Source organism: Ensifer sp. (assembly GCF_035999135.1).
In the GTDB taxonomy this organism is placed as follows: domain Bacteria; phylum Pseudomonadota; class Alphaproteobacteria; order Rhizobiales; family Rhizobiaceae; genus Ensifer.
The window spans coordinates 1-17,993 of record NZ_DASYGZ010000209.1 but is presented as its reverse complement, the minus strand read 5'-3'; the positions used below and the strand labels follow the sequence as shown (position 1 = coordinate 17,993).

Below are 17,993 nucleotides of genomic sequence, written 5' to 3'. Positions count from 1 at the left end.
GGGAAAAAGTTAGCCCGTCAGCGGCCGGGGGAGAAGTTGCCCGGGATGGAGACATTATCCATCAGGATGGATGATGGAACGCCGCTGTCGTCCTGTCGGCGCGCGTCAAAGGCTGCGAAGAGCTGTACCGCCCATTCCGTGAACGCCCGCAGTCTTGGGTTCTCGAACCGGTCCGGCGGGTAGACAAGATGCAGAACGTGATTTTCCGGCTTCCAATCCGGCAGCATCTCAACGAGCGTCCCATCGCCGAAGTGCTGTCTGGCCAAGAAGCCGAAACTCTGCCCGATCCCCAGCCCGGACAAGAGCGCTGTCAGGTGTGCCGTACTCTCGTTCACCGCGATGCCGCCGGATGGGCTGATCTCCAGTCGCTCAGCACCGCGAGCGAACCGGAGCGGAAAACGTTTGCCGGACGTGGCCGAGAAGTAGCTGACGACCTGATGACCGGCGACGTCGTCCGGATGCCGCGGCGCCTCTCGTCCGTCCAGATAGGAAGGCGCAGCGCAGACGACGTAATCGAGTTCGCACAGGCGTCGTGCCTTGAGCGACGAGTCTGCCAGCGCCCCGCCGCGGATCACGCAGTCTATACCTTCGCCGATCAAGTCGGTCGCACGATCGCTGACACCGAGAAGCAGTTCGATGTCGGGGTATCCGCGCCGAAAATCATCGAGTGCCGGAATGAGAATTCTGTTGGCAAGAACGGAGCCGATATCGACGCGCAGCCGGCCCTTTGGCGTGCTGCGCGAGCCTTTAACCGTTCCATCCATGTCGTCGAGATCGGCGAGCAACCGCAACGCTCGTTCGTGATAGGCAATGCCTTCCTTGGTCATCGCTACCGATCGCGTCGTCCGCTCGACCAGCTTGGTGCCGAGATGAGCCTCGAGATCCTGCACCATCTTGCTGACAGAGGACCGCGGCAGGTTCATCGAATCTGCCGCCTTGGCGAAAGATCCCGCTTCGGCAACGCGGACGAATGTGCGTATGGCAAGGAGTTGATCCAACGGGAGCCTGCTTGACTTTGTGTTGACCACGACGCTCAAGACGTCGACGAGACCAATATAGACAACTGTGGACCATTCACACGTGCCTGGTCATCCGACGCAGCAAGGTATCACCCGCCACTTCGAATGACGCGCGTTGAGCAAAGTTGAATTGCCATCCACCACGAGCCACAGCCCGTTTTCCAGGGGGCGAACCGAGAGCGGTTTTCGTTTCGCCTTGCCGTTTGCCGCCACAAGCATATGGCGGTTGGCATTGATGATGCCGCGTTCGCGCGCACGCGCGTTGACGAGGTGCTCGATCGGAATCATGACGTGTGGTTCGCCAAGGTCGAAATAGAGCGCAGGATCATCCGGTAGCCGCGAGAGCAGCGTAGCGAGTTCCCGGTTCAATTCAATCTCCGCAATTGCGCCGTTCGGTCCAAGAGTAAGGTATCTCGGCGACATTCCTTCAGCTTCCATGCGGTACCTCTGGCAGATCTCTGATGCGGGGCGCTGGTCACGGGATCTCTCGCGCCGGAAAGAAAAGCCCCGCCGGCGGGCGGGGCGAGTGTCGCGCCCATATGGCTTACTGGGCGCGGGGAGGATGGCAGTCCAACAGAAACTACTCATGTACGCTAAGGGTATAGCTGAGGGGAGGGAAGGTCTGTTTTCCTGAATCCGGTACGCCCATGCATAAAAACCCGGCCGCTTGCGTTTCAGCGTGAACCGCGCGGCCGGCGTCTGCCGTAGATCCACATATAGCCGCCGGCGACGGCGTCAGACGCCAACGCATATCTAATCACGTACAGGCGTGAACCAACACTGTACATTCGGGAGCTTTGTGAGATCGCGGGTGACGAAGTGCGTTTCTGCGCCCATAAACGCGGCGCTGATCGCCCGCTGCTTGCTGCCGATCCGCAGGAAAAGCGCCATGGCCATCAAAGCGAGAACGGCAAACCAGGCAAGGCTCGGCTCTCCCCAGAGGCTCGCATCCCGCGCGATTTTTTGATGTCGGCGCGAGCGCACCAGATTTTGGCAGAGAAGGGTTTTCGTCCGGGGAGGTAGTGTTTTGAAGGCGTGCGCAATGGCTGTGTCGTTCGGAGAACGAGCGAGCTAAGTTAGAAGCGGCCTGAATTTCATCGTCTCCGGTTGCTGCACGCCGAGACGCGACAGCACGGTCGGTGCAAGTTGCAGCTGGTTCAGGAGCGTGTCGGCCGAAGGGCCGTCGCCACCTCCGAACCAATAGAATGCGAAGTCCTGCATTTCCTCATGCGCTCCGCCGTGATGTCCGCGGTCGGTCTGGCCGTGGTCGGCCGTGACGATCACCTCGTAGCCGCTTTTGCGCCAGCGCGGCAGGAAGGCCGCAAGTTGGGCGTCGATTGTGAAGCAGGCCTGGTCCATCTGCGAGCAATCGTGGCCGAAGCGGTGCCCCATACTGTCGAGCGTGCAGGTGTGCAGAATGCCGTAGTCGATCGCATGGCGCTCGGTCAGCATGGTCAGCGTCGCGAAGAGGTCGAGATCGCTGGGTGTCATCTGGTTCTGGTGATTGTAGCCCGCCATCGTGTGGAAGCGGCCATGATGGATGGGCCCTTCCGCATCGTCATATTCGATGTCTCGCACCATGTCGAAAGGCGCGCGCTGAAAGAAAATCGACCAGAAGGAATGGGTGACGGCGCCCGTCTTGCCGCCAGCCCTGGCCACCTCCGAGAAAATGTCGGGCTGCTGGACGCGAAACAGCGTCTCGTTCGAGAGAACGCCATGGACCTGTGGCGGCACGCCAGTGTGGATCGAAGCGTAGCAGGCGGCGGAGGTTGATGGCAGCACCGAGCGCATTTTCCATACGCGCGCCTCGCCGGCTTCGACCCAGCCTTCCAGATTTCCCATGAGCCGGCGCGCATTGCGCCAGGGCTGGCCATCCAGGATGACCAGCAGCAGTTTGTTGCGAAGCGGCATTTCTGTATCCTTGGCGTGCCTTGATCCTTGGCTTGGCGCGGCGCGTGGTCCGGGCTTTCGATCAGGCCGTGAGCCAGCAGCGTAGCGGCGCGTCGCCGTTCATCAGCTCGCCGGCAGGGTTGTCCACCCAGCCCTCGATCCGGTCGCCGACACCGTCGATGAAGTCGTTAAACATCGGCGCGATCAGGCCGCCTTCGTCGCGCATCATTTCCGACATGTCGCGATACATTGCCCGCCGTTTCGCCTCATCGAGTTCCGCGCGTGCGGCGACGACCAACTTGTCGAAAGCCTCGTTCCTGAACCGCGTGTCGTTCCAGTCCGCCGACGAGATGTAGCCGGTGGAGTACATCTGGTCCTGCGTCGGCCGCCCGCCCCAGTAGGACGTTGCGAAGGGCTGGACATTCCAGACATTCGACCAGTAGCCGTCGCCGGGCTCGCGCTTCACTTCGATATCGATGCCGGCCTTCCTTGCGCTTTCCTGATAAAGGACCGCCGCATCGACGGCGCCTGGAAACGCCACTTCCGACGTGCGCAGCGCGATGCCGCCGTCGTGACCGGACTTCTTGAAGTGGAAGGCGGCCTTGTCGGGGTCGTAGGTCCGCTGCTCGATTTCCTCGTAAAGCGGATAGGCCTTGTTGATCGGTGTATCGTTGCCGAGCGAGCCGTAGCCGTGCAGGATACGCGCAATCATCGTCTCGCGGTCCATCGCGTATTTCAGCGCAAGGCGCAGATCCCTGTTGTTGAACGGGGCGGTGTCGCAAAACATGTTGAAGGGGTAAAAGCCGCGGCCGGACACGTTGCGGATCTTTACCCGCGGCATGTTCTTGAGCAGCGCAACGGTTTTCGGCTCGATCCTGTTGATCATATGCACCCGGCCGCTCTGCAGGGCGGCGATGCGCGCCGTCGCGTCATTGATGACGACAACCTCCACCTGCTCGGCAAAGCCGACGGTTTCGCTGGCCCAATAGCCCTCAAAACGGGCAGCGTTGTAGCGCACGCCCGGCTCCCGGTCGGCCAGCTTGTAAGGGCCGGTGCCGATGGCCGCCTCGGGATTGTCGTTGCCGCCATTGGGCTGGATCACCAGATGATAGTCGATCATCAGGAACGGCATGTCGGCGTTGGCTTCCGTGAGCGTGAAGACGACCGTGTCTCCGTCCGCCTTGATTGTCTCGATGCCCTTGAGGATACCGAGCGCGCCTGACTTTGCGCTTTCATCCGAATGGCGCTCGATGGTCGCAACCACGTCGTCGGGCGTCAGCGTCTTGTCGTTGTGGAACCGCACGCCCTTGCGAATCTTGAAGGTCCAGGTCTTGGCGTCCGGCGAGGCGCTCCATTCTTCGGCAAGAACCGGAATTGGCGAACCGTCGGGCGCGAGCCAGACGAGGGTCTCGCCCCACAGATGATTGATCATCGCCGCGACCTGATTGGTCGCAAGGCCGGGGTCGAGGCTGTCGGTCGACGCGCCGCCCTGCATGCCGATCTTGATCGTTCCGCCGCGCACCGGCCCTTCTGCTCTTACGGCTGTCGAGAGCAGGGATCCGGCCGCAGCGACGCCGACGCCGAACGCGGCACTGCGCCCGAGAAAGGCACGGCGCGACATCCGGCCCATGGCAACGAGGCCGGAGAGATACTTGAGTTCATCCATCGATCGTCCCCCGATACAGCCGAATTGGTCCGGCGCGCGCTTCGATTGGCGGCGCCTTTGCTTGATCCGGGTGGATATTAATCGCCAAGAGTGCTGTATACATGGCCAGAAATCTTAAAAATGACCAGTCCACTTGGTGTGGCGGAGACAAACCGCATCTGGACACAGCGCATGGAGGCGCAACATCGCCCGCACGATCGACGGTTCCAACCTGGATGGATTGATACTCGACGCCGAAGGCGCGCGGCCCCTCTACCAGCAGCTCTATGAGGGGGTGCGCGAAATGATCCTGTCGGGCGCGCTTCCAGGCGGCATGCGCATTCCATCGTCGCGCGTCCTCTCGGAAAGCCTCGGCATTTCCCGTTTCACGGTGGTGACCGCGCTCGACCAGCTTATTGCGGAAGGCTATCTGAAATCCGCGCACGGCAGCGGTACCTATGTGGAAACGGTTCCCCGGCGCCAAGCTGGCAAGCCCGGCGAAGCTGGCGAAAGCGATGCTGGCGTCCCGGATCGGTTCGAAAAGCTGCTTTCGAAGCGCGGGCAGGCGCTCACATGGCGCACCTCCCTAACCCTCAACGACGGGTCGCAGCTTCTGCACATGGCGACGCCTGATCATCGGCTGTTTCCGGTGCAGATCTGGTCGCAGTTGACGAAGGAGGTTTACGCTGAAGGCGACTTCCGCATCGTCAATTATCGCGAGATCCTGCGTCCCTCCCTTCTCGAAGAGCAGATCGCCAGGCACATCGCCGTCAGCCGCGGCATCCGCTGCGAGCCGGAGGAGGTGGTCACCACGCTCGGGGCGCACCATGCCGTCACGCTCCTCGCCGAATTGCTGCTCGATCCCGGCGACACCGTGGCCTTCGAGGAACCCGGGATGGCGGCAATCCGCTCGATATTCCTGTCGTCTGGCTGCAAGATCGAGCCCATGCATGTCGATGCGTCGGGGCCTGATCCGCATACGGTCGCCAGCCGCGACGTCAAGCTCGCCTTCGTCACCGCCGCAAAGCAACAGCCGATGACGGTTGCGATGCCGATGAAGCGAAAGCTGGAAGTGCTGCATTGGGCGGCCGACCGCGGGACCCTGATCATCGAGGACGATCTGGGCAGCGAGTTTCGCTATCGGGGAGGTCCTATTCCGCCGCTGAAAGCGCTCGATCAGGCCGGGCAGGTCATCTATGTCGGTGCCTTCAGCATGACGCTGCTGCAGTCTCTGCGCGTCGGCTACATGATCATGCCGCGGGCGCTTGCGGAAAAATGCCGTCGGCTGATCCAGGTTCGCTACAGGGCATTGCCGCAGTTCACCGAACAGGTCGTCGGCCGCCTGATCGAAGACGGCCACTACGTGCGCCATCTTCACCGGATGCGCCGAATCTACGCCAGGCGCCAGGACCGCCTCCTGCAGATCCTGCGGTCCGACTTTGCCGACATTTTCGAGCCGCCCGAGTTCGCGTCGGGGTTCTACAACCTCTGTTACTACAGGGATCAGACTGTTGACGAAGACGCGGCGCTCACCCGCTGTCGCCATGCGAATCTCGGTGTTGAGCAACTGTCCTATTATCATGCCAACCGGAGGTCGCCACGAAAGGCGCTGCTCGTCGGCTTTGCTGCATCGACGGAAGCGGAAATTGAACTCGGCGCGAAACTGCTGAGACGCTGCCTGCTGCCGACATGACGGCTTGTCGCGACACGGCCTCGGAGCGTGCGTTGGATGTACGCCGACCGAAGCCCGCTCCAAGGGCGGAGCAGGCTGGGGTGTCGCGACTTAACCTCTGGCCTCTTGAAGCCTTGCTATGTCTTCGCGCAGGAACGGCACCCGGTCCCTGTCGATCGGTTCCTGGTAGGTGCGGGCATATTGGTGGCCCGCGTAGACGGCGGCGGCAATCAGGCCAGGTGCCAGACAGTCGCCCAGCCGCACAACGCTCTTGATCCCGGCGTCGGCCCACTCCGCTTCGCGTGCCTTCAGGTCACGCCACAAGGTCTCGTCAGGCAGCCTGGCGGTGACGGGCACGAGCGTGCCACAGTCGATCCGCCGGGATTTTCCGCCATAGACGCAGGCGAGTTCGAGCTGGTCCTTCGTGCGGCCCGAGAGGCCCATGGCCGGGATGATTTCGACCCCGAGATCGATCAGGCGCCGCTGCACGCGACCCTGTTCCAGCGTGTTCTTGCTCCAGGGCGAGACCTGCGGTTCGGGCGTCACAAAGATCACCTCCCGTCCAGCCTTGGCGAGCAGTTCGGCAAGCACGCTGCCCAGATAGAAGCTGTCGTCATCGAAGACCACGACGGGGCCGCCGCCGGCAACGGCCGAGGCGCCGTCGGCAAGAAGCGCGTCGGGGGAAACGAGAGCCCCTTCCGTCAGGAACGCTAGGGGTTGCCGGTGGGTGCGGCCGACGCCGTCCGATCGCCACGTCGCTCCGGTTGCGATCGCAACGTGGGGAATGCCGTATTGCAGGGCGTCGTCGGCGCTGAGCGGACTGTGCAGGTAGAGCTCGGCATTGACCTGCGTGCTCAGTTGCCCAACACGCCAGTCGCGAACGCGGCCCCACGTCGCAAGTCCCGGCAGGCGGCATTCGCGCGCAACCCGTCCGCCCCATTCGCCGCTGCCTTCCGCCAGCACCACATCGGCGCCCCGCTGCGCAAGCGCGCGCGCCGCTTCAAGACCCGCCGGACCACCGCCGATGATCAGCGCCGGCTCGGGCGACGGCAGCGACGTGATGATCTCCGGGTGCCAGCCCTTGCGCCATTCCTCGCCGATGGTCGGGTTCTGCGTGCAGCGCATTGGCACGTTGGTGTTGTCGCCCGACGCGCAGATGTTGCAGCCGATGCATTCGCGGATGTCGTCGATGCGGCCTTCCTCGATCTTCTTCGGCAGGTAGGGATCGGCGATCGAAGGGCGTGCCGCACCGATGAAGTCGAGGATGCCCTGGCGGACCACACGCACCATGCTGTCGGGCGACGTGTAGCGCCCGACGCCGACCACCGGCTTGGTGGTGACGGATTTGACGAAGCGGATATAGGGTTCCTGATAGCCTTCCTCGGAGAAGCGGGCCGTCTGGCTGTCGTTGGACCAGTCGGAGAGGTTGACGTCCCAGAGGTCCGGAAGCTCGGCGAGAGCCGCTATGATGTCCTTGCCTTCTCCTTCGCTGGTGATGCCGGACGGGCCCATCAGTTCGTCGACGGCGAGCCGCACGGCAAGCGCACAGGTGTCGCCGATCGCGTCTCGGGTATCGTCCAGGATTTCGCGAAACAGTCGCAGCCGGTTCTCGAAGGAGCCGCCATACTCGTCGCTGCGGTCGTTGTGGCGGCGCGAGAGAAAGTGCTGCAGCACGCTCATGTCGTGTCCGGCATAGAGGTAGACGATGTCGAATCCGGCCTTCTTGGCGCGCAGGGCGGCGTTGCGATACCAGCGGCGCATGTCGGCGATATCTGTCTTGTCCATGGCGCGGGCCTGAACCGGATCGAGGCTGTCGCTGACGGCATGCGACGGGGCAAGCGGGATCATCCGGGTGAAGCGGTTGGCGACATGCAGGCCGTTGTGAACGAGCTGGATGGCAGCGAGACTGCCATGGTGGTGAATGCGGTCGGTGACGGCTGAGAGTGCCGGAAGATCGCCTTCATCCCAAAGACGCGCCTCGTTGGCCGGCGTCAGGTCCGAGGTCGGATGGATCTCCGCCTCCTGGGTTGAGACGACAGCCCAGCCGCCCTCTGCCTTCATCCCGCGCAGGTGCGCCTCGGCGTTCGGATAACGGTAACCCATGCCGGAACAGTGCGGCACCTGGTAGAAGCGGTTGCGCGCCGTGACCGGGCCGATCTTGACGGGTTCGAAGAGAATATCGAAGCGGGGATCTCGGGACATTATTGCTACCATAAATAGAAAAAGATTTGCGGAGGCCTGCGCCGTCAGGCTGTGAAGGCATCAGGATAACCAGCCGCGGTGAGCATGCAAGATCATTGTTATACAAACGTATAATTTTAGCCATGGCAAATTGTTTTGAGGTCATTTCGTTTCCTCATGATCCCGCGATCCTGTGTCCGGGCCGGTCGCGAAGAAGGAGAGAATGCGCGAGATAAATCGTTATAAAACAGTGCGTTATACGATCGGTTCGCCGTCTCTTTCCGGAGCATTCGCATGGCAAGATGCGGCCTGAAGAATGGGATTAAAATCCAATATTATGTAATTATATCAATACTATAATTGAATAGTTATAAGGTCGTATAATTTCTCTTGCGCCGATTTTCGCTTTGTGCGTAACTTGAGGACATACAAAAATACCGTTTGGGCCGGTTGAGCCGAACGGATGGGGCCCGAACATGTCGCGGTGAATTCCACCTGCGGCTGTGGGTCTTCACATTCGAAATTTGCCTTTGATGGTCGCTGCTGGAGATTTCAACCTCCCGCAGGGAAGGAGCTATGTCATGAGCCAGGTGCAAAGCCTGCCCGTTTGGTCGATTGCGTCGCCGCTTGCAGGCGGGGCGCTGCATGCGGCCGGATCGGGACTGTTTCACACCCTGTTGCCGCTGCGGCTGGTCTCTGCCGGCGACGGCGCGAGTGTCGTCGGTCTTGCCGTCATGGCGGAAAGTGCCGGCTTTCTCGTTGGCTGCATCGGCTCGACCCGTCTCATCCGCTCCGTCGGAGAAGTGCGCGCCTACGCGGCTTTTTCGGCGCTTGCTGCCGTGCTCCTGCTCTCCATCGCCTTCAACCCGGGCATCGCCGTCCTCATGGCACTGATGGCGGTGATGGGCTTCGTCAATGCCGGCCAGACGGTTATCATCGAAAGCTGGCTGAACGCGATGGTCCCGAACAGCGGGCGCGGCCGGGCACTGACGCTTTATGTCCTGGTCATCGGCCTGTTCTACGGGCTCGGCCAGTTGCTGGCGCGCGATATCGATCCCTCGGGCAACGACATGCTGATGTTCTCGGCAGCCTTCTACGCGCTGGCGCTGGTGCCCGTCACCGCGATCTGGGTGGGAGAGCCGCAGCTGCACGCGCCGGTCGGCATCCATATCCTGCGGGCGTTTCGAACCTCTCCGCTCGGGGCGTTTGCTTGTCTGCTGACGGGGCTCATTTCGTCGACATTCGCCAACATCGGTTCGCTCTACGTGCTCGATCTCGGCTTTACGCAGGATCGCATCGCGCTTTTGATGTCCGCCGTCGTGCTCGGCGCCCTCTTCCTGCAGTTTCCCTTGGGCGCGCTCTCCGACAAGCTCGATCGCACCAACATGATGCTGACGCTCGCCGTCGTTCTCGTCGCCGTGTGCGCCCTGTTCTTCACGATCACGGTCGCAACACCCCTCTGGATGCTGCTGGTCCTCTTTTCGGTTTTCGGCGGAATTTCGGAAATCTTCTATCCGCTCGGCGTGGCGCACGCCAACGATCGGGCGCAGCCGGAAGAGTTTGTGCCGCTGTCGTCGAATCTCCTGCTGATCTGGGCTTTCGGCGGCACCATCGGTCCGTTGATCGGTGCGACCGGCATTGACCGCTTCGGCGCGGATGCGTTCTTTTGGTACGCCGGCTCGCTTTCCGTCGCCTTTGCCCTTTTTGCCCTCTGGCGTCGCCTCAGCCGCGCCCGCGTGACGCGCCGCAAGGATTTCGTCGCCTATCCGCAGACCTCGCCGGAGGTCTACCAGTGGCTGCCTGCCGACGACCGTCAGACCTCCAAGAGAGACGAGAAACGCTGATGTCCGTTGTCACCACCTTTCCACGCGCCGTGCGCTGCCTCGACCCTGTCTTCATCCCGATGCGCGACGGCTGCCGGTTGGCCGCGACGATCTGGCTGCCCGAAGATGCCGAGGCTTCGCCGGTACCCGCGATCCTCGAGCTCATTCCGTACCGCCGTCGCGACGGAACCGTTTTTCGCGACGTCAAGATGCATCCCTATGTCGCCGGCCACGGCTTTGCCTGCTGCCGTGTCGACATTCGCGGCTCCGGCGACAGCGAAGGCGTTCTGAGCGACGAATACACCGAGCAGGAATTCGACGACGCCGAGGACGTCATCGGCTGGCTCGCCGCCCAGCCCTGGTCGACCGGCGCTGTCGGCATGACCGGCATCTCCTGGGGTGGCTTCAACGCCCTGCAGGTTGCCGCGAGGCGGCCGGCGGCACTGAAGGCGGTGATCGCGCTCTGCTGCTCGGACGATCGCTACGCCGATGACGTACACTATGCCGGCGGCTGCCTTTTGACCGAAGACGCCATGTGGTCGTCCTTCATCCTCGGACTTGGCGCCCTGCCGCCGGATCCGCAGATCGTCGGCGCGCGCTGGCGGGACATGTGGAAGGAGCGCCTTGAGGCGTCCACCTGCTGGTCGGAGATCTGGCTCGCGCACCAGCGACGTGATGCCTATTGGCAGCGCGGCTCGATCAGCGAGGACTTCTCCCGCGTGGACATCCCCGTCTACGCGATCAGCGGCTGGGACGACACCTATTTCAACGCCGTGCCGCGGCTGCTGGAAGGTCTGTCGGGGCCGCGCAAGGGCCTCGTCGGTCCGTGGTCGCACGCCTATCCGTTCCTCGGGGAGCCCGGGCCGGCGATCGGTTACATGCAGGAGGCGATCCGCTGGTGGCGTCAATGGCTCTGCGGCATCGACACCGGCATCATGGACGAGCCCGTCTATACCGCCTGGATCATGGATCCGCATCGGCCGGCCCCATTCTACGCCGATCATCCGGGCCGCTGGGTCGGCGAGCCGTCCTGGCCGTCGCCGAACGTCCACACCCGCACCCTTCATCTGAACGCCAACGGCTTGGAAACTGAGGCGGTTGCCGGTGAGGCATTCGTTCTTTCGACGCCGATGGTGACGATGCGCGACTTCGGCCGCTTCGGCGGCTACGGCGGCGATGCTCCCGATATGGCGCTCGACCAGCGCCGGGACGATGGCCTCGGCCTTGTCTTCGACAGTGATCGGCTCACCACCGACCTCGACATTCTGGGAGCCTGTGACGTCGAGTTCCGCGGCACCTGCGATGTCGCGAACGCTCAGTTGGTCGCAAAAATCTGCGATGTCGCCCCGGACGGGACGTCGACGCTGGTCACCTGGGGATGCCTGAACCTCACCCACCGCAACGGTCACGCGGAGCCGGAAGCGCTACGGCCGGGCGAGGAATTGACCGCGCGCATCACGCTCGGTCATATCGGCCGCCGTTTTCCAGCGGGGCATCGCTTGCGGCTGGTGCTGACGACGCAGCTCTGGCCGATCCTCTGGCCGTCGCCGCAGCAGCCGACAATCCGGCTGCTTCCGGGATCGTCGCGGCTCTTGCTGCCGGTGCGGATGCCGGCCACCGGCGAAGTGGCGCCATCCTTCGCGCCGGTCGAGATCGCGCCGCCGCTCGAGGTCACTGAAATCGCGCCGATGAAGCACCGTCGCGAAATTCACCGTGAGGTGGGGTCCGGCCGTGAAGCGATCGTACTCACCAGCGACTTTGGCCGCTACTGGCTGCCTGATCGCGCGATCCTCACCGCCGCCTGCGTTGTCGACCGCATGGAGCTGACCGACGGCGATCCGCTTTCGGCTGCTTTGGAGACCGGCTGGGACATGGCCTTCACCAGCGGCGAGGCCAATGTCGAAACGCGCTCGAAGATCACGCTGACATCCACTGCAACCCAGTTTCGCCTGCAATGGCAGCTTGTTGCCCTGGAGCAGGGAGAGGTCGTCTTCGAACGCGCAGGCGAACAGCACATCGACCGGGATCACCTCTAGTTCCGGTCATCCATAATCAAAGAGGGGAACCCAATGACACTCTTCATATTGCGGCGTTTAGGGCTTGGCGTCGTCATCCTCTTCGTCGTTGCGCTCATGCTCTTCAGCCTGATGCACATGATTCCGGGCGATCCGGCCGTCGTCGCGCTTGGTTCGCGCTCGACGCCGGAAATGCGCCTGGCGTTTCATCAGATGATGGGCCTCGACCGCCCGTTTTACGAACAGCTTGGCCTTTTTGTCGGTCGACTCTCCGTCGGTGATCTCGGAGTGGACGTCTGGAGCCGGAGGCCGGTGCTGACGATGATTGCCGAAGTGCTGCCGCACACGGTCACGCTGGCGCTTGCGAGCTTCGCCTGGGCGGTGGCACTCGGCGTCGCTCTCGGCTGTCTTGCCGTGCTTTATCGCGGCCGCTGGCCGGACTGGATGATTGGCCTCTTCTCCATCGGTTTCGTTGCCGTACCTTCGTTCGTCGTTTCGCTTTACACGCTGCTTCTCTTCGCCGTTACGCTCAACTGGCTGCCGGCGATCGGAGCGGGCGAGATGACCGACCCGCTCGGCTATCTCAAGGCGCTGATCCTGCCGTCCTTCGCCATCGGTATCGGCTGGGTGGGCTACGTCTCGCGCATCGTGCGCGCCGCGATGATCGAGGCCATGAACGAGCCCTATGTGCGCACGCTGCAATCCTTCGGCGTGGCGCAGCGACGGGTGATCCTGCGCTATGCGCTGCGCCAGTCGATGTTGTCGGTTCTTTCGGTCATCGCCATCGGTTTCGGCGGCCTCCTGACCGGGTCCGTCTTCGCCGAGATCGTCTTTTCACGGCCCGGCCTCGGCAAGATGACTTACGACGCCGTCATCACGCGAAATTTCCCCGTGGTCATGGGCACCGTCATGGTGACCGCCGCCCTCTACGTCACCTGCATGATCCTGGCCGATATCCTGGCGGCGGTGCTCGATCCGCGCGTGAAGAGGGCCCTTCAATGAGCGAGGCAATCTCCACCATGCATGTCGCCACCGGCTTCAACGAGAGGCGAACCTTCCGGATCGCGCGCACACTGCGGCAGGTCCTTTCGACGCCGCTTGGCGCCATCGGGCTCGTCCTCGTCGTATCGATCACGCTCGTCGCCATTCTTGCGCCCTTAATCGCGCCCTATTCGCCGACGGCGATCAGCGTCACCAATCGCCTTGCCGGCCCTTCGGTCGCCCACTGGCTTGGCACCGACCAGCTCGGCCGCGATCTCTTCACCCGCGTCATTCTCGGTACACGAACGGCGATGACCGTGGCGCTCGTTTCGCTTGCCGCAGCCCTTGCCGCCGCGATTCCGCTCGGCCTGATCGCCGGTTACGGCCCGCGCTGGCTGGACGGACTGCTCGTGCTGATCTTCGACAGCCTCAGCTCGCTGCCGATGATCATGTTCGGTCTCGCGATCGTCGTGCTTCTCGGGCCGGGTGTCTCGACCGTCATCCTCGTCATCGTCGCCTATTCCGTGCCGTCCTATGCCCGGCTCGTGCGCGCCCAGACCCTCAGCCTCAAGGCGCGCGACTTCATCAGGGCCGAGCAGGTGATGAACGCCTCCAGCCTGCGCATCCTCTTCGTCCATCTTTTGCCAAACGTGGTCGGGCCGCTGCTGATCCTGGCCTGTCTCGACATCTCGACGGTGATCACGCTCGAAGCCGGGCTCTCCTTTCTTGGCCTCGGCGTCAAGCCGCAGGTGCCGAGCTGGGGCAACATCCTGTCGGACGGTTTTGCCGTGATCCGCAACACGCCCGTTCCGGTTCTGGTCGGCAGCGTGCCCATCATCCTCGCGACGATCGGTTTCACTTTCTTCGGCGAGGCCTTGCGCGACGCGCTCGATCCCAAGCTTGCGAAGGAGAAGACGGCATGAGGAAGGCACAGCAAAAGACACAGCCGGTGCTTGAGATCGAAGAGCTGTCGATCTCCTATGCCGGCCGGCCGGCCGTTTCAAACGTCGACCTCACCATCCAGCCCGGCGAAATCGTCGGCATCATCGGCGAAAGCGGTTCCGGCAAGTCGACGCTTGCCCATTCGATCCTAGGCCTGCTGCCGCCCTCGGCTGCGGTCACCGGCAAGTCACTGTCGCTTGCAGGCACCAACCTGCTTGGCGCCGGCGGCTCGGCCTTTCGCTCCGTCCGCGGTCCGGGTGCCGCCATGGTCTTCCAGAACCCGATGACCACCTTCAGCCCGTTGCACCGGCTGGGCGACCAACTCACCGAGCTTCTTTGGCGGGAGACGAACCTGTCCAAGGAGGAAAAACGCGAGCGGATCGTTGCCGTCTTCAAGCAGGTGGGTCTTTCCAATCCGGTGGGGCGCCTGTCGAACTATCCGTTCGAACTGTCGGGCGGAATGCTCCAGCGGGTGGCGATCGCCGCGGCTCTGATGATGCGGCCGTCGCTGTTGATCGCCGACGAACCGACGACCGCCCTCGATGTCACGATGGAAGCGCAGATCCTGCATCTGATGCGGGAGCTGCGCACCGAAGCCGGTGTCGCCGTGCTGATGATCTCCCACCACCTCGGCGTCATCGCCGAGATCTGCGACCGGGTGGTGGTCATGTATGCCGGCCGCGTGGTCGAGCAGGGATCGGTCGAGGCAATCTTCGCCCAGCCGACCCATCCGTACACCAAAGCGCTGTTTGCCTGCGAACCGGCGCTGATCGCCCCCGGCCTGCATCGCATGCCGGTCATCGACCACGAGGCGCTACGCACCGCCCGCGAGGGGAGGAATATGGCATGACGCAACAGACACCCATTCTTGAGACCCGTGGCCTTGGTGTCAGTATCGGCACGCGGGGACGCATTCTTGGTGCAGGACGCAAGCTCGACATCGTCGTCGACGTTTCGCTGGCGCTCAGGCCCGGAAAGATCGTCTGTGTCGTCGGCGAAAGCGGCTCGGGCAAGACCACGCTCGGCATGGCGCTGCTCGGCCTGACGCAACCGACGGCCGGCGAAATCCACTTCAAGGGTATGCCGCTTGCCGACTTTTCGAAGGCGAGCTTCCGGCCGATCCGCGAGCAGACCTCGTTGCTCTTCCAGGATCCGGCCTCGTCCTTCAATCCGCGGCAGCGCATCGGCGACATCATCGCCGAACCCCGTCGCATCGCCGGCACGGGCGAAAGCTCGGCCGAAGCCATCGCCTCGCTGGCGCAGCTTGCCGGTCTACCGTCCTCGCTGCTTTCGCGCTTTCCGCACGCACTTTCCGGCGGTCAAGCGCGCCGTGCTGCGGTTGCCCGGGCGCTTTCCGTCGTGCCGAGCCTGATCGTTGCCGACGAGCCGACGGCCGGTCTCGACGTTTCCGTCCAGGGCGGCGTGATGAACCTGTTTCTCGACATCCGGGAAAAGCACGACACGGCTTTCCTGATCATCACCCACAACCTCGCCGTCGCGCGGCATATCTCCGACGAACTCGTGATCATGTATCTCGGCCGGGTGGTGGAAAGCGGCCCGACAGCAGAGATCTTCCGCAACCCCCAGCACCCCTACACCAAGGCCCTGCTCGACAGCGAACCGGTTCCGGATCCGAAACACCGCCGCAGCGAACCGCCTGTCATCGGCGAGGTGCCGAGCATCTTCGCCCGCCCGTCGGGCTGCGAATTCCATGAGCGCTGCCGGTTTGCCGAGAGCCTGTGTCGTACCCGGCCGCCCCAGGAAATTGCCGGTGCGAACGGCCAGCGCGTGCGCTGTCATTTTCCGATCGCAGACGCGGCCAGGCGGCCTCAACCGGTCGATGCCTAACATCGACCGACCCATCATCATCTGAGGAGGAGAATTCAGATGTCCATGAACAGACGACATTTTCTAGCGGCGTCGGCCGCGGCCGCGGCCGCTGCGATGGTCCGCCCGCAACTTTCCTATGCGGCCGAAGGCGACACGCTTGTCGTGCGCGGCGGCTCCGATATCCAGATCCTCGATCCGGCCTTCCAGAACGGGTCGCTGGAAGAGGAGATCGGCCGCTGCATCTTCCCGTCGCTCAATCGTCTCAACGACGTCAGGGCGACGCCCGGCTGGGAGGCCTATGCGGCGAAAAGCCTCGTGCAGAAGTCGCCGACCGAAATCGAATTCGAACTCAATGACTGGCTGGAATGGTCCGGCAGTTTTGGTCCGGTGACCGCCGAGGACGTGAAGTACTCCTTCGAGCGCGTCGCAGCACCTGGCAACAACTCACCCTGGGCCTATGCCTTCGATACGATGGACAAGGTCGAGGTCACCGGTGAACGCACCGGCATCATCCGGCTGAAGACGCCGTCCGTGCCGTTCTGGGTGACGACGCTGCCCTACTACATGGGCCACATCGTCAGCCGGAAGGCCGTCGATAAGGTGGGCGGCAAATTCACGACGGAACCGCCGGCGACGGCCGGGCCTTATCTGATCGAGACCTGGATTCCGAAGCAATCGCTGCTTTTGAAGCGCAACCCCCTATGGAAGGGGCCGCAGCCGGCATTTTCTGCGGTGAAGTTCGAGATCGTGCTCGACGACGAGGCAGGTGCGCTCGCCTACGAGGCGAAGGCCTTGTCTTACACCAAGGTCAGCCTCAACACGCTGGCGACCTACCGCCGGACGCTTCCTGACAACAGCGACCTGATCGAGATGAACGGCAGCCGGATGATCTGGCTCAGCCTCAACCTGGCAAATCCGAAATTCGCCGACGAACGGGTGCGGCGGGCCATCCAGCACGCGGTCGACGTCAGCCAGATCATGGCCGGCTCCTATTCCGATCTGGCTGAGCCCGCGACGGGCGTCGTTCCGCCCGGTATGATCGGTCACCGCGAGGCGATCCTTTACGCGCCCGACATGGAGAAGGCGCAGGCGCTGCTGGAGGCGGCGGGGGTCTCCGACCTTTCCATCACTCTTTCTGCCTTGAACGACAAGACGAGCCTGCTCACCTGCCAGATCGTGCAGGCGCTGCTCGGCGTCATCGGCGTCACCGTCGAGATCAATGCGCTCGATGACGCAGTCTTCTGGACGCTCGGCGACAAGGCGCCGGATGGCAGCAATGGGATCGAAATGGTGCTGATGAACTTTGCAGGCGGCGTCGATCCGGCGGAAAATCTCGCCTGGTTCCGCCCTTCTCAGATCGGACAGCTCAACTGGTCGCAGTTCAACAGCCCGGAGTTCGAAGCGCTTTACCTGCAGGCGATGGCCGAGCCCGATCCGGCCACGCGCGACACGATGTACCGGAAGATGCAGGACCTGATGGAACAGTCCGGCGGTTTCGTCTTCCTGACACACGAGACCTTCGCCGCCGTCGCGCGGCAGGGCGTCAAGCCGTTCCTGCTGGCAGATGGCTACATGGACATTCCCCGGTTCGAGAAGGTGTAAGGAGCAGCCATGAAAATACTTGTGACGGTGAAGCGGGTGGTTGACTACAACGTCAAGATCCGCGTGAAGGCGGACGGTTCGGGCGTCGAGCTTGCAAACGTGAAGATGTCGATGAACCCCTTCGACGAGATCTCCGTTGAAGAGGCGCTCAGGCTGAAGGAAGCCGGCAAGGCAGACGAAGTCGTCGTCGTTTCCGTTGGTCCGGCCAAGGCCGAAGAGACCCTGCGCACGGCGCTTGCCATGGGTGCCGACCGCGCCATCCTGGTCGAGACCGAAGACCAGGTCGAGCCGCTCGCCGTCGCCAAGATCGTCAAGGGCGTGGCCGACGCCGAACAGCCGGGGCTGATCATCGTCGGCAAGCAGGCGATCGACGACGATTCGAACCAGACCGGC

General features: G+C 63.0%; 13 protein-coding genes and 1 pseudogene. 9 read left to right on the top strand and 5 right to left on the bottom strand.

Features of this window, described 5'->3' with window-relative positions; genetic code table 11:
- Nucleotides 1-17: 17 nt before the first annotated feature.
- From VGO12_RS28290 to VGO12_RS28275, 4 genes are all read right to left on the bottom strand, one after another.
- Entirely contained in the window at nucleotides 18-998 is a 981-nt protein-coding gene (locus VGO12_RS28290; protein ID WP_327516076.1) for a LysR family transcriptional regulator, read from the bottom strand.
- A 90-nt stretch (nucleotides 999-1,088) separates the two neighbouring features.
- Nucleotides 1,089-1,457 (bottom strand): hypothetical protein, encoded by a 369-nt coding sequence (locus VGO12_RS28285; RefSeq protein ID WP_327516056.1) that lies wholly within the window; start codon nucleotides 1,455-1,457, stop codon nucleotides 1,089-1,091.
- A gap of 633 nt (nucleotides 1,458-2,090) precedes the next feature.
- Nucleotides 2,091-2,930 carry an alkaline phosphatase family protein gene (locus VGO12_RS28280; protein WP_327516055.1) on the bottom strand — a complete coding sequence of 280 codons (840 nt, stop codon included), beginning with the start codon at nucleotides 2,928-2,930 and terminating at the stop codon, nucleotides 2,091-2,093.
- A gap of 61 nt (nucleotides 2,931-2,991) precedes the next feature.
- Nucleotides 2,992-4,575 carry an ABC transporter substrate-binding protein gene (locus VGO12_RS28275; RefSeq protein ID WP_327516054.1) on the bottom strand — a complete coding sequence of 528 codons (1,584 nt, stop codon included), beginning with the start codon at nucleotides 4,573-4,575 and terminating at the stop codon, nucleotides 2,992-2,994.
- 220 nt (nucleotides 4,576-4,795) lie between these two features.
- On the opposite strand from VGO12_RS28275, the gene VGO12_RS28270 reads away from it, so the two are divergent.
- The gene (locus VGO12_RS28270) at nucleotides 4,796-6,247 is read left to right on the top strand and encodes a PLP-dependent aminotransferase family protein (RefSeq protein WP_327516053.1); all 1,452 of its coding nucleotides are present in this window, start codon (nucleotides 4,796-4,798) and stop codon (nucleotides 6,245-6,247) included.
- A gap of 90 nt (nucleotides 6,248-6,337) precedes the next feature.
- Here VGO12_RS28270 and VGO12_RS28265 read toward each other — a convergent pair whose 3' ends face one another.
- Entirely contained in the window at nucleotides 6,338-8,428 is a 2,091-nt protein-coding gene (locus VGO12_RS28265) for an FAD-dependent oxidoreductase (protein ID WP_327516052.1), read from the bottom strand.
- Nucleotides 8,429-8,988: 560 nt separating this feature from the next.
- Between VGO12_RS28265 and VGO12_RS28260 the strand changes: the two genes are divergently transcribed.
- The 8 genes and pseudogenes from VGO12_RS28260 to VGO12_RS28225 all read left to right on the top strand — a co-directional run.
- A complete protein-coding gene (locus VGO12_RS28260; RefSeq protein WP_327516051.1) occupies nucleotides 8,989-10,251 on the top strand; it encodes an MFS transporter in 1,263 nt (420 codons plus the stop codon).
- The gene (locus VGO12_RS28255) at nucleotides 10,251-12,266 is read left to right on the top strand and encodes a CocE/NonD family hydrolase (protein ID WP_327516050.1); all 2,016 of its coding nucleotides are present in this window, start codon (nucleotides 10,251-10,253) and stop codon (nucleotides 12,264-12,266) included. Before VGO12_RS28260 ends, VGO12_RS28255 begins: the two co-directional genes overlap by 1 nt.
- Before the next feature lie 33 nt (nucleotides 12,267-12,299).
- A complete protein-coding gene (locus VGO12_RS28250) occupies nucleotides 12,300-13,247 on the top strand; it encodes an ABC transporter permease (protein ID WP_327516049.1) in 948 nt (315 codons plus the stop codon).
- A complete protein-coding gene (locus tag VGO12_RS28245; RefSeq protein ID WP_327516048.1) occupies nucleotides 13,244-14,149 on the top strand; it encodes an ABC transporter permease in 906 nt (301 codons plus the stop codon). The genes VGO12_RS28250 and VGO12_RS28245 overlap by 4 nt, the downstream gene beginning before the upstream one ends.
- Nucleotides 14,146-15,018 carry an ABC transporter ATP-binding protein gene (locus VGO12_RS28240; RefSeq protein WP_327516047.1) on the top strand — a complete coding sequence of 291 codons (873 nt, stop codon included), beginning with the start codon at nucleotides 14,146-14,148 and terminating at the stop codon, nucleotides 15,016-15,018. Before VGO12_RS28245 ends, VGO12_RS28240 begins: the two co-directional genes overlap by 4 nt.
- Nucleotides 15,015-16,016, top strand: a complete 1,002-nt coding sequence (locus VGO12_RS28235; protein ID WP_327516046.1) for an ABC transporter ATP-binding protein — start codon at nucleotides 15,015-15,017, stop codon at nucleotides 16,014-16,016. The genes VGO12_RS28240 and VGO12_RS28235 overlap by 4 nt, the downstream gene beginning before the upstream one ends.
- A 39-nt stretch (nucleotides 16,017-16,055) precedes the next feature.
- Nucleotides 16,056-17,600 (top strand): ABC transporter substrate-binding protein, encoded by a 1,545-nt coding sequence (locus VGO12_RS28230; protein WP_327516045.1) that lies wholly within the window; start codon nucleotides 16,056-16,058, stop codon nucleotides 17,598-17,600.
- Nucleotides 17,601-17,609: 9 nt separating this feature from the next.
- A pseudogene (locus VGO12_RS28225) lies at nucleotides 17,610-17,993 on the top strand (electron transfer flavoprotein subunit beta/FixA family protein); the annotation flags it as partial.

Excerpts from the sequence above, each read along its gene's own strand:
- VGO12_RS28285 (WP_327516056.1), bottom strand. The coding sequence starts at position 1,457 with ATGGAAGCTGAAGGAATGTCGCCGAGATACCTTACTCTTGGACCGAAC.
- VGO12_RS28280 (WP_327516055.1), bottom strand. The coding sequence starts at position 2,930 with ATGCCGCTTCGCAACAAACTGCTGCTGGTCATCCTGGATGGCCAGCCC.
- VGO12_RS28275 (WP_327516054.1), bottom strand. The coding sequence starts at position 4,575 with ATGGATGAACTCAAGTATCTCTCCGGCCTCGTTGCCATGGGCCGGATG.
- VGO12_RS28265 (WP_327516052.1), bottom strand. The coding sequence starts at position 8,428 with ATGTCCCGAGATCCCCGCTTCGATATTCTCTTCGAACCCGTCAAGATC.
- VGO12_RS28260 (WP_327516051.1), top strand. The coding sequence starts at position 8,989 with ATGAGCCAGGTGCAAAGCCTGCCCGTTTGGTCGATTGCGTCGCCGCTT.
- VGO12_RS28255 (WP_327516050.1), top strand. The coding sequence starts at position 10,251 with ATGTCCGTTGTCACCACCTTTCCACGCGCCGTGCGCTGCCTCGACCCT.
- VGO12_RS28250 (WP_327516049.1), top strand. The coding sequence starts at position 12,300 with ATGACACTCTTCATATTGCGGCGTTTAGGGCTTGGCGTCGTCATCCTC.
- VGO12_RS28245 (WP_327516048.1), top strand. The coding sequence starts at position 13,244 with ATGAGCGAGGCAATCTCCACCATGCATGTCGCCACCGGCTTCAACGAG.
- VGO12_RS28240 (WP_327516047.1), top strand. The coding sequence starts at position 14,146 with ATGAGGAAGGCACAGCAAAAGACACAGCCGGTGCTTGAGATCGAAGAG.
- VGO12_RS28235 (WP_327516046.1), top strand. The coding sequence starts at position 15,015 with ATGACGCAACAGACACCCATTCTTGAGACCCGTGGCCTTGGTGTCAGT.
- VGO12_RS28230 (WP_327516045.1), top strand. The coding sequence starts at position 16,056 with ATGTCCATGAACAGACGACATTTTCTAGCGGCGTCGGCCGCGGCCGCG.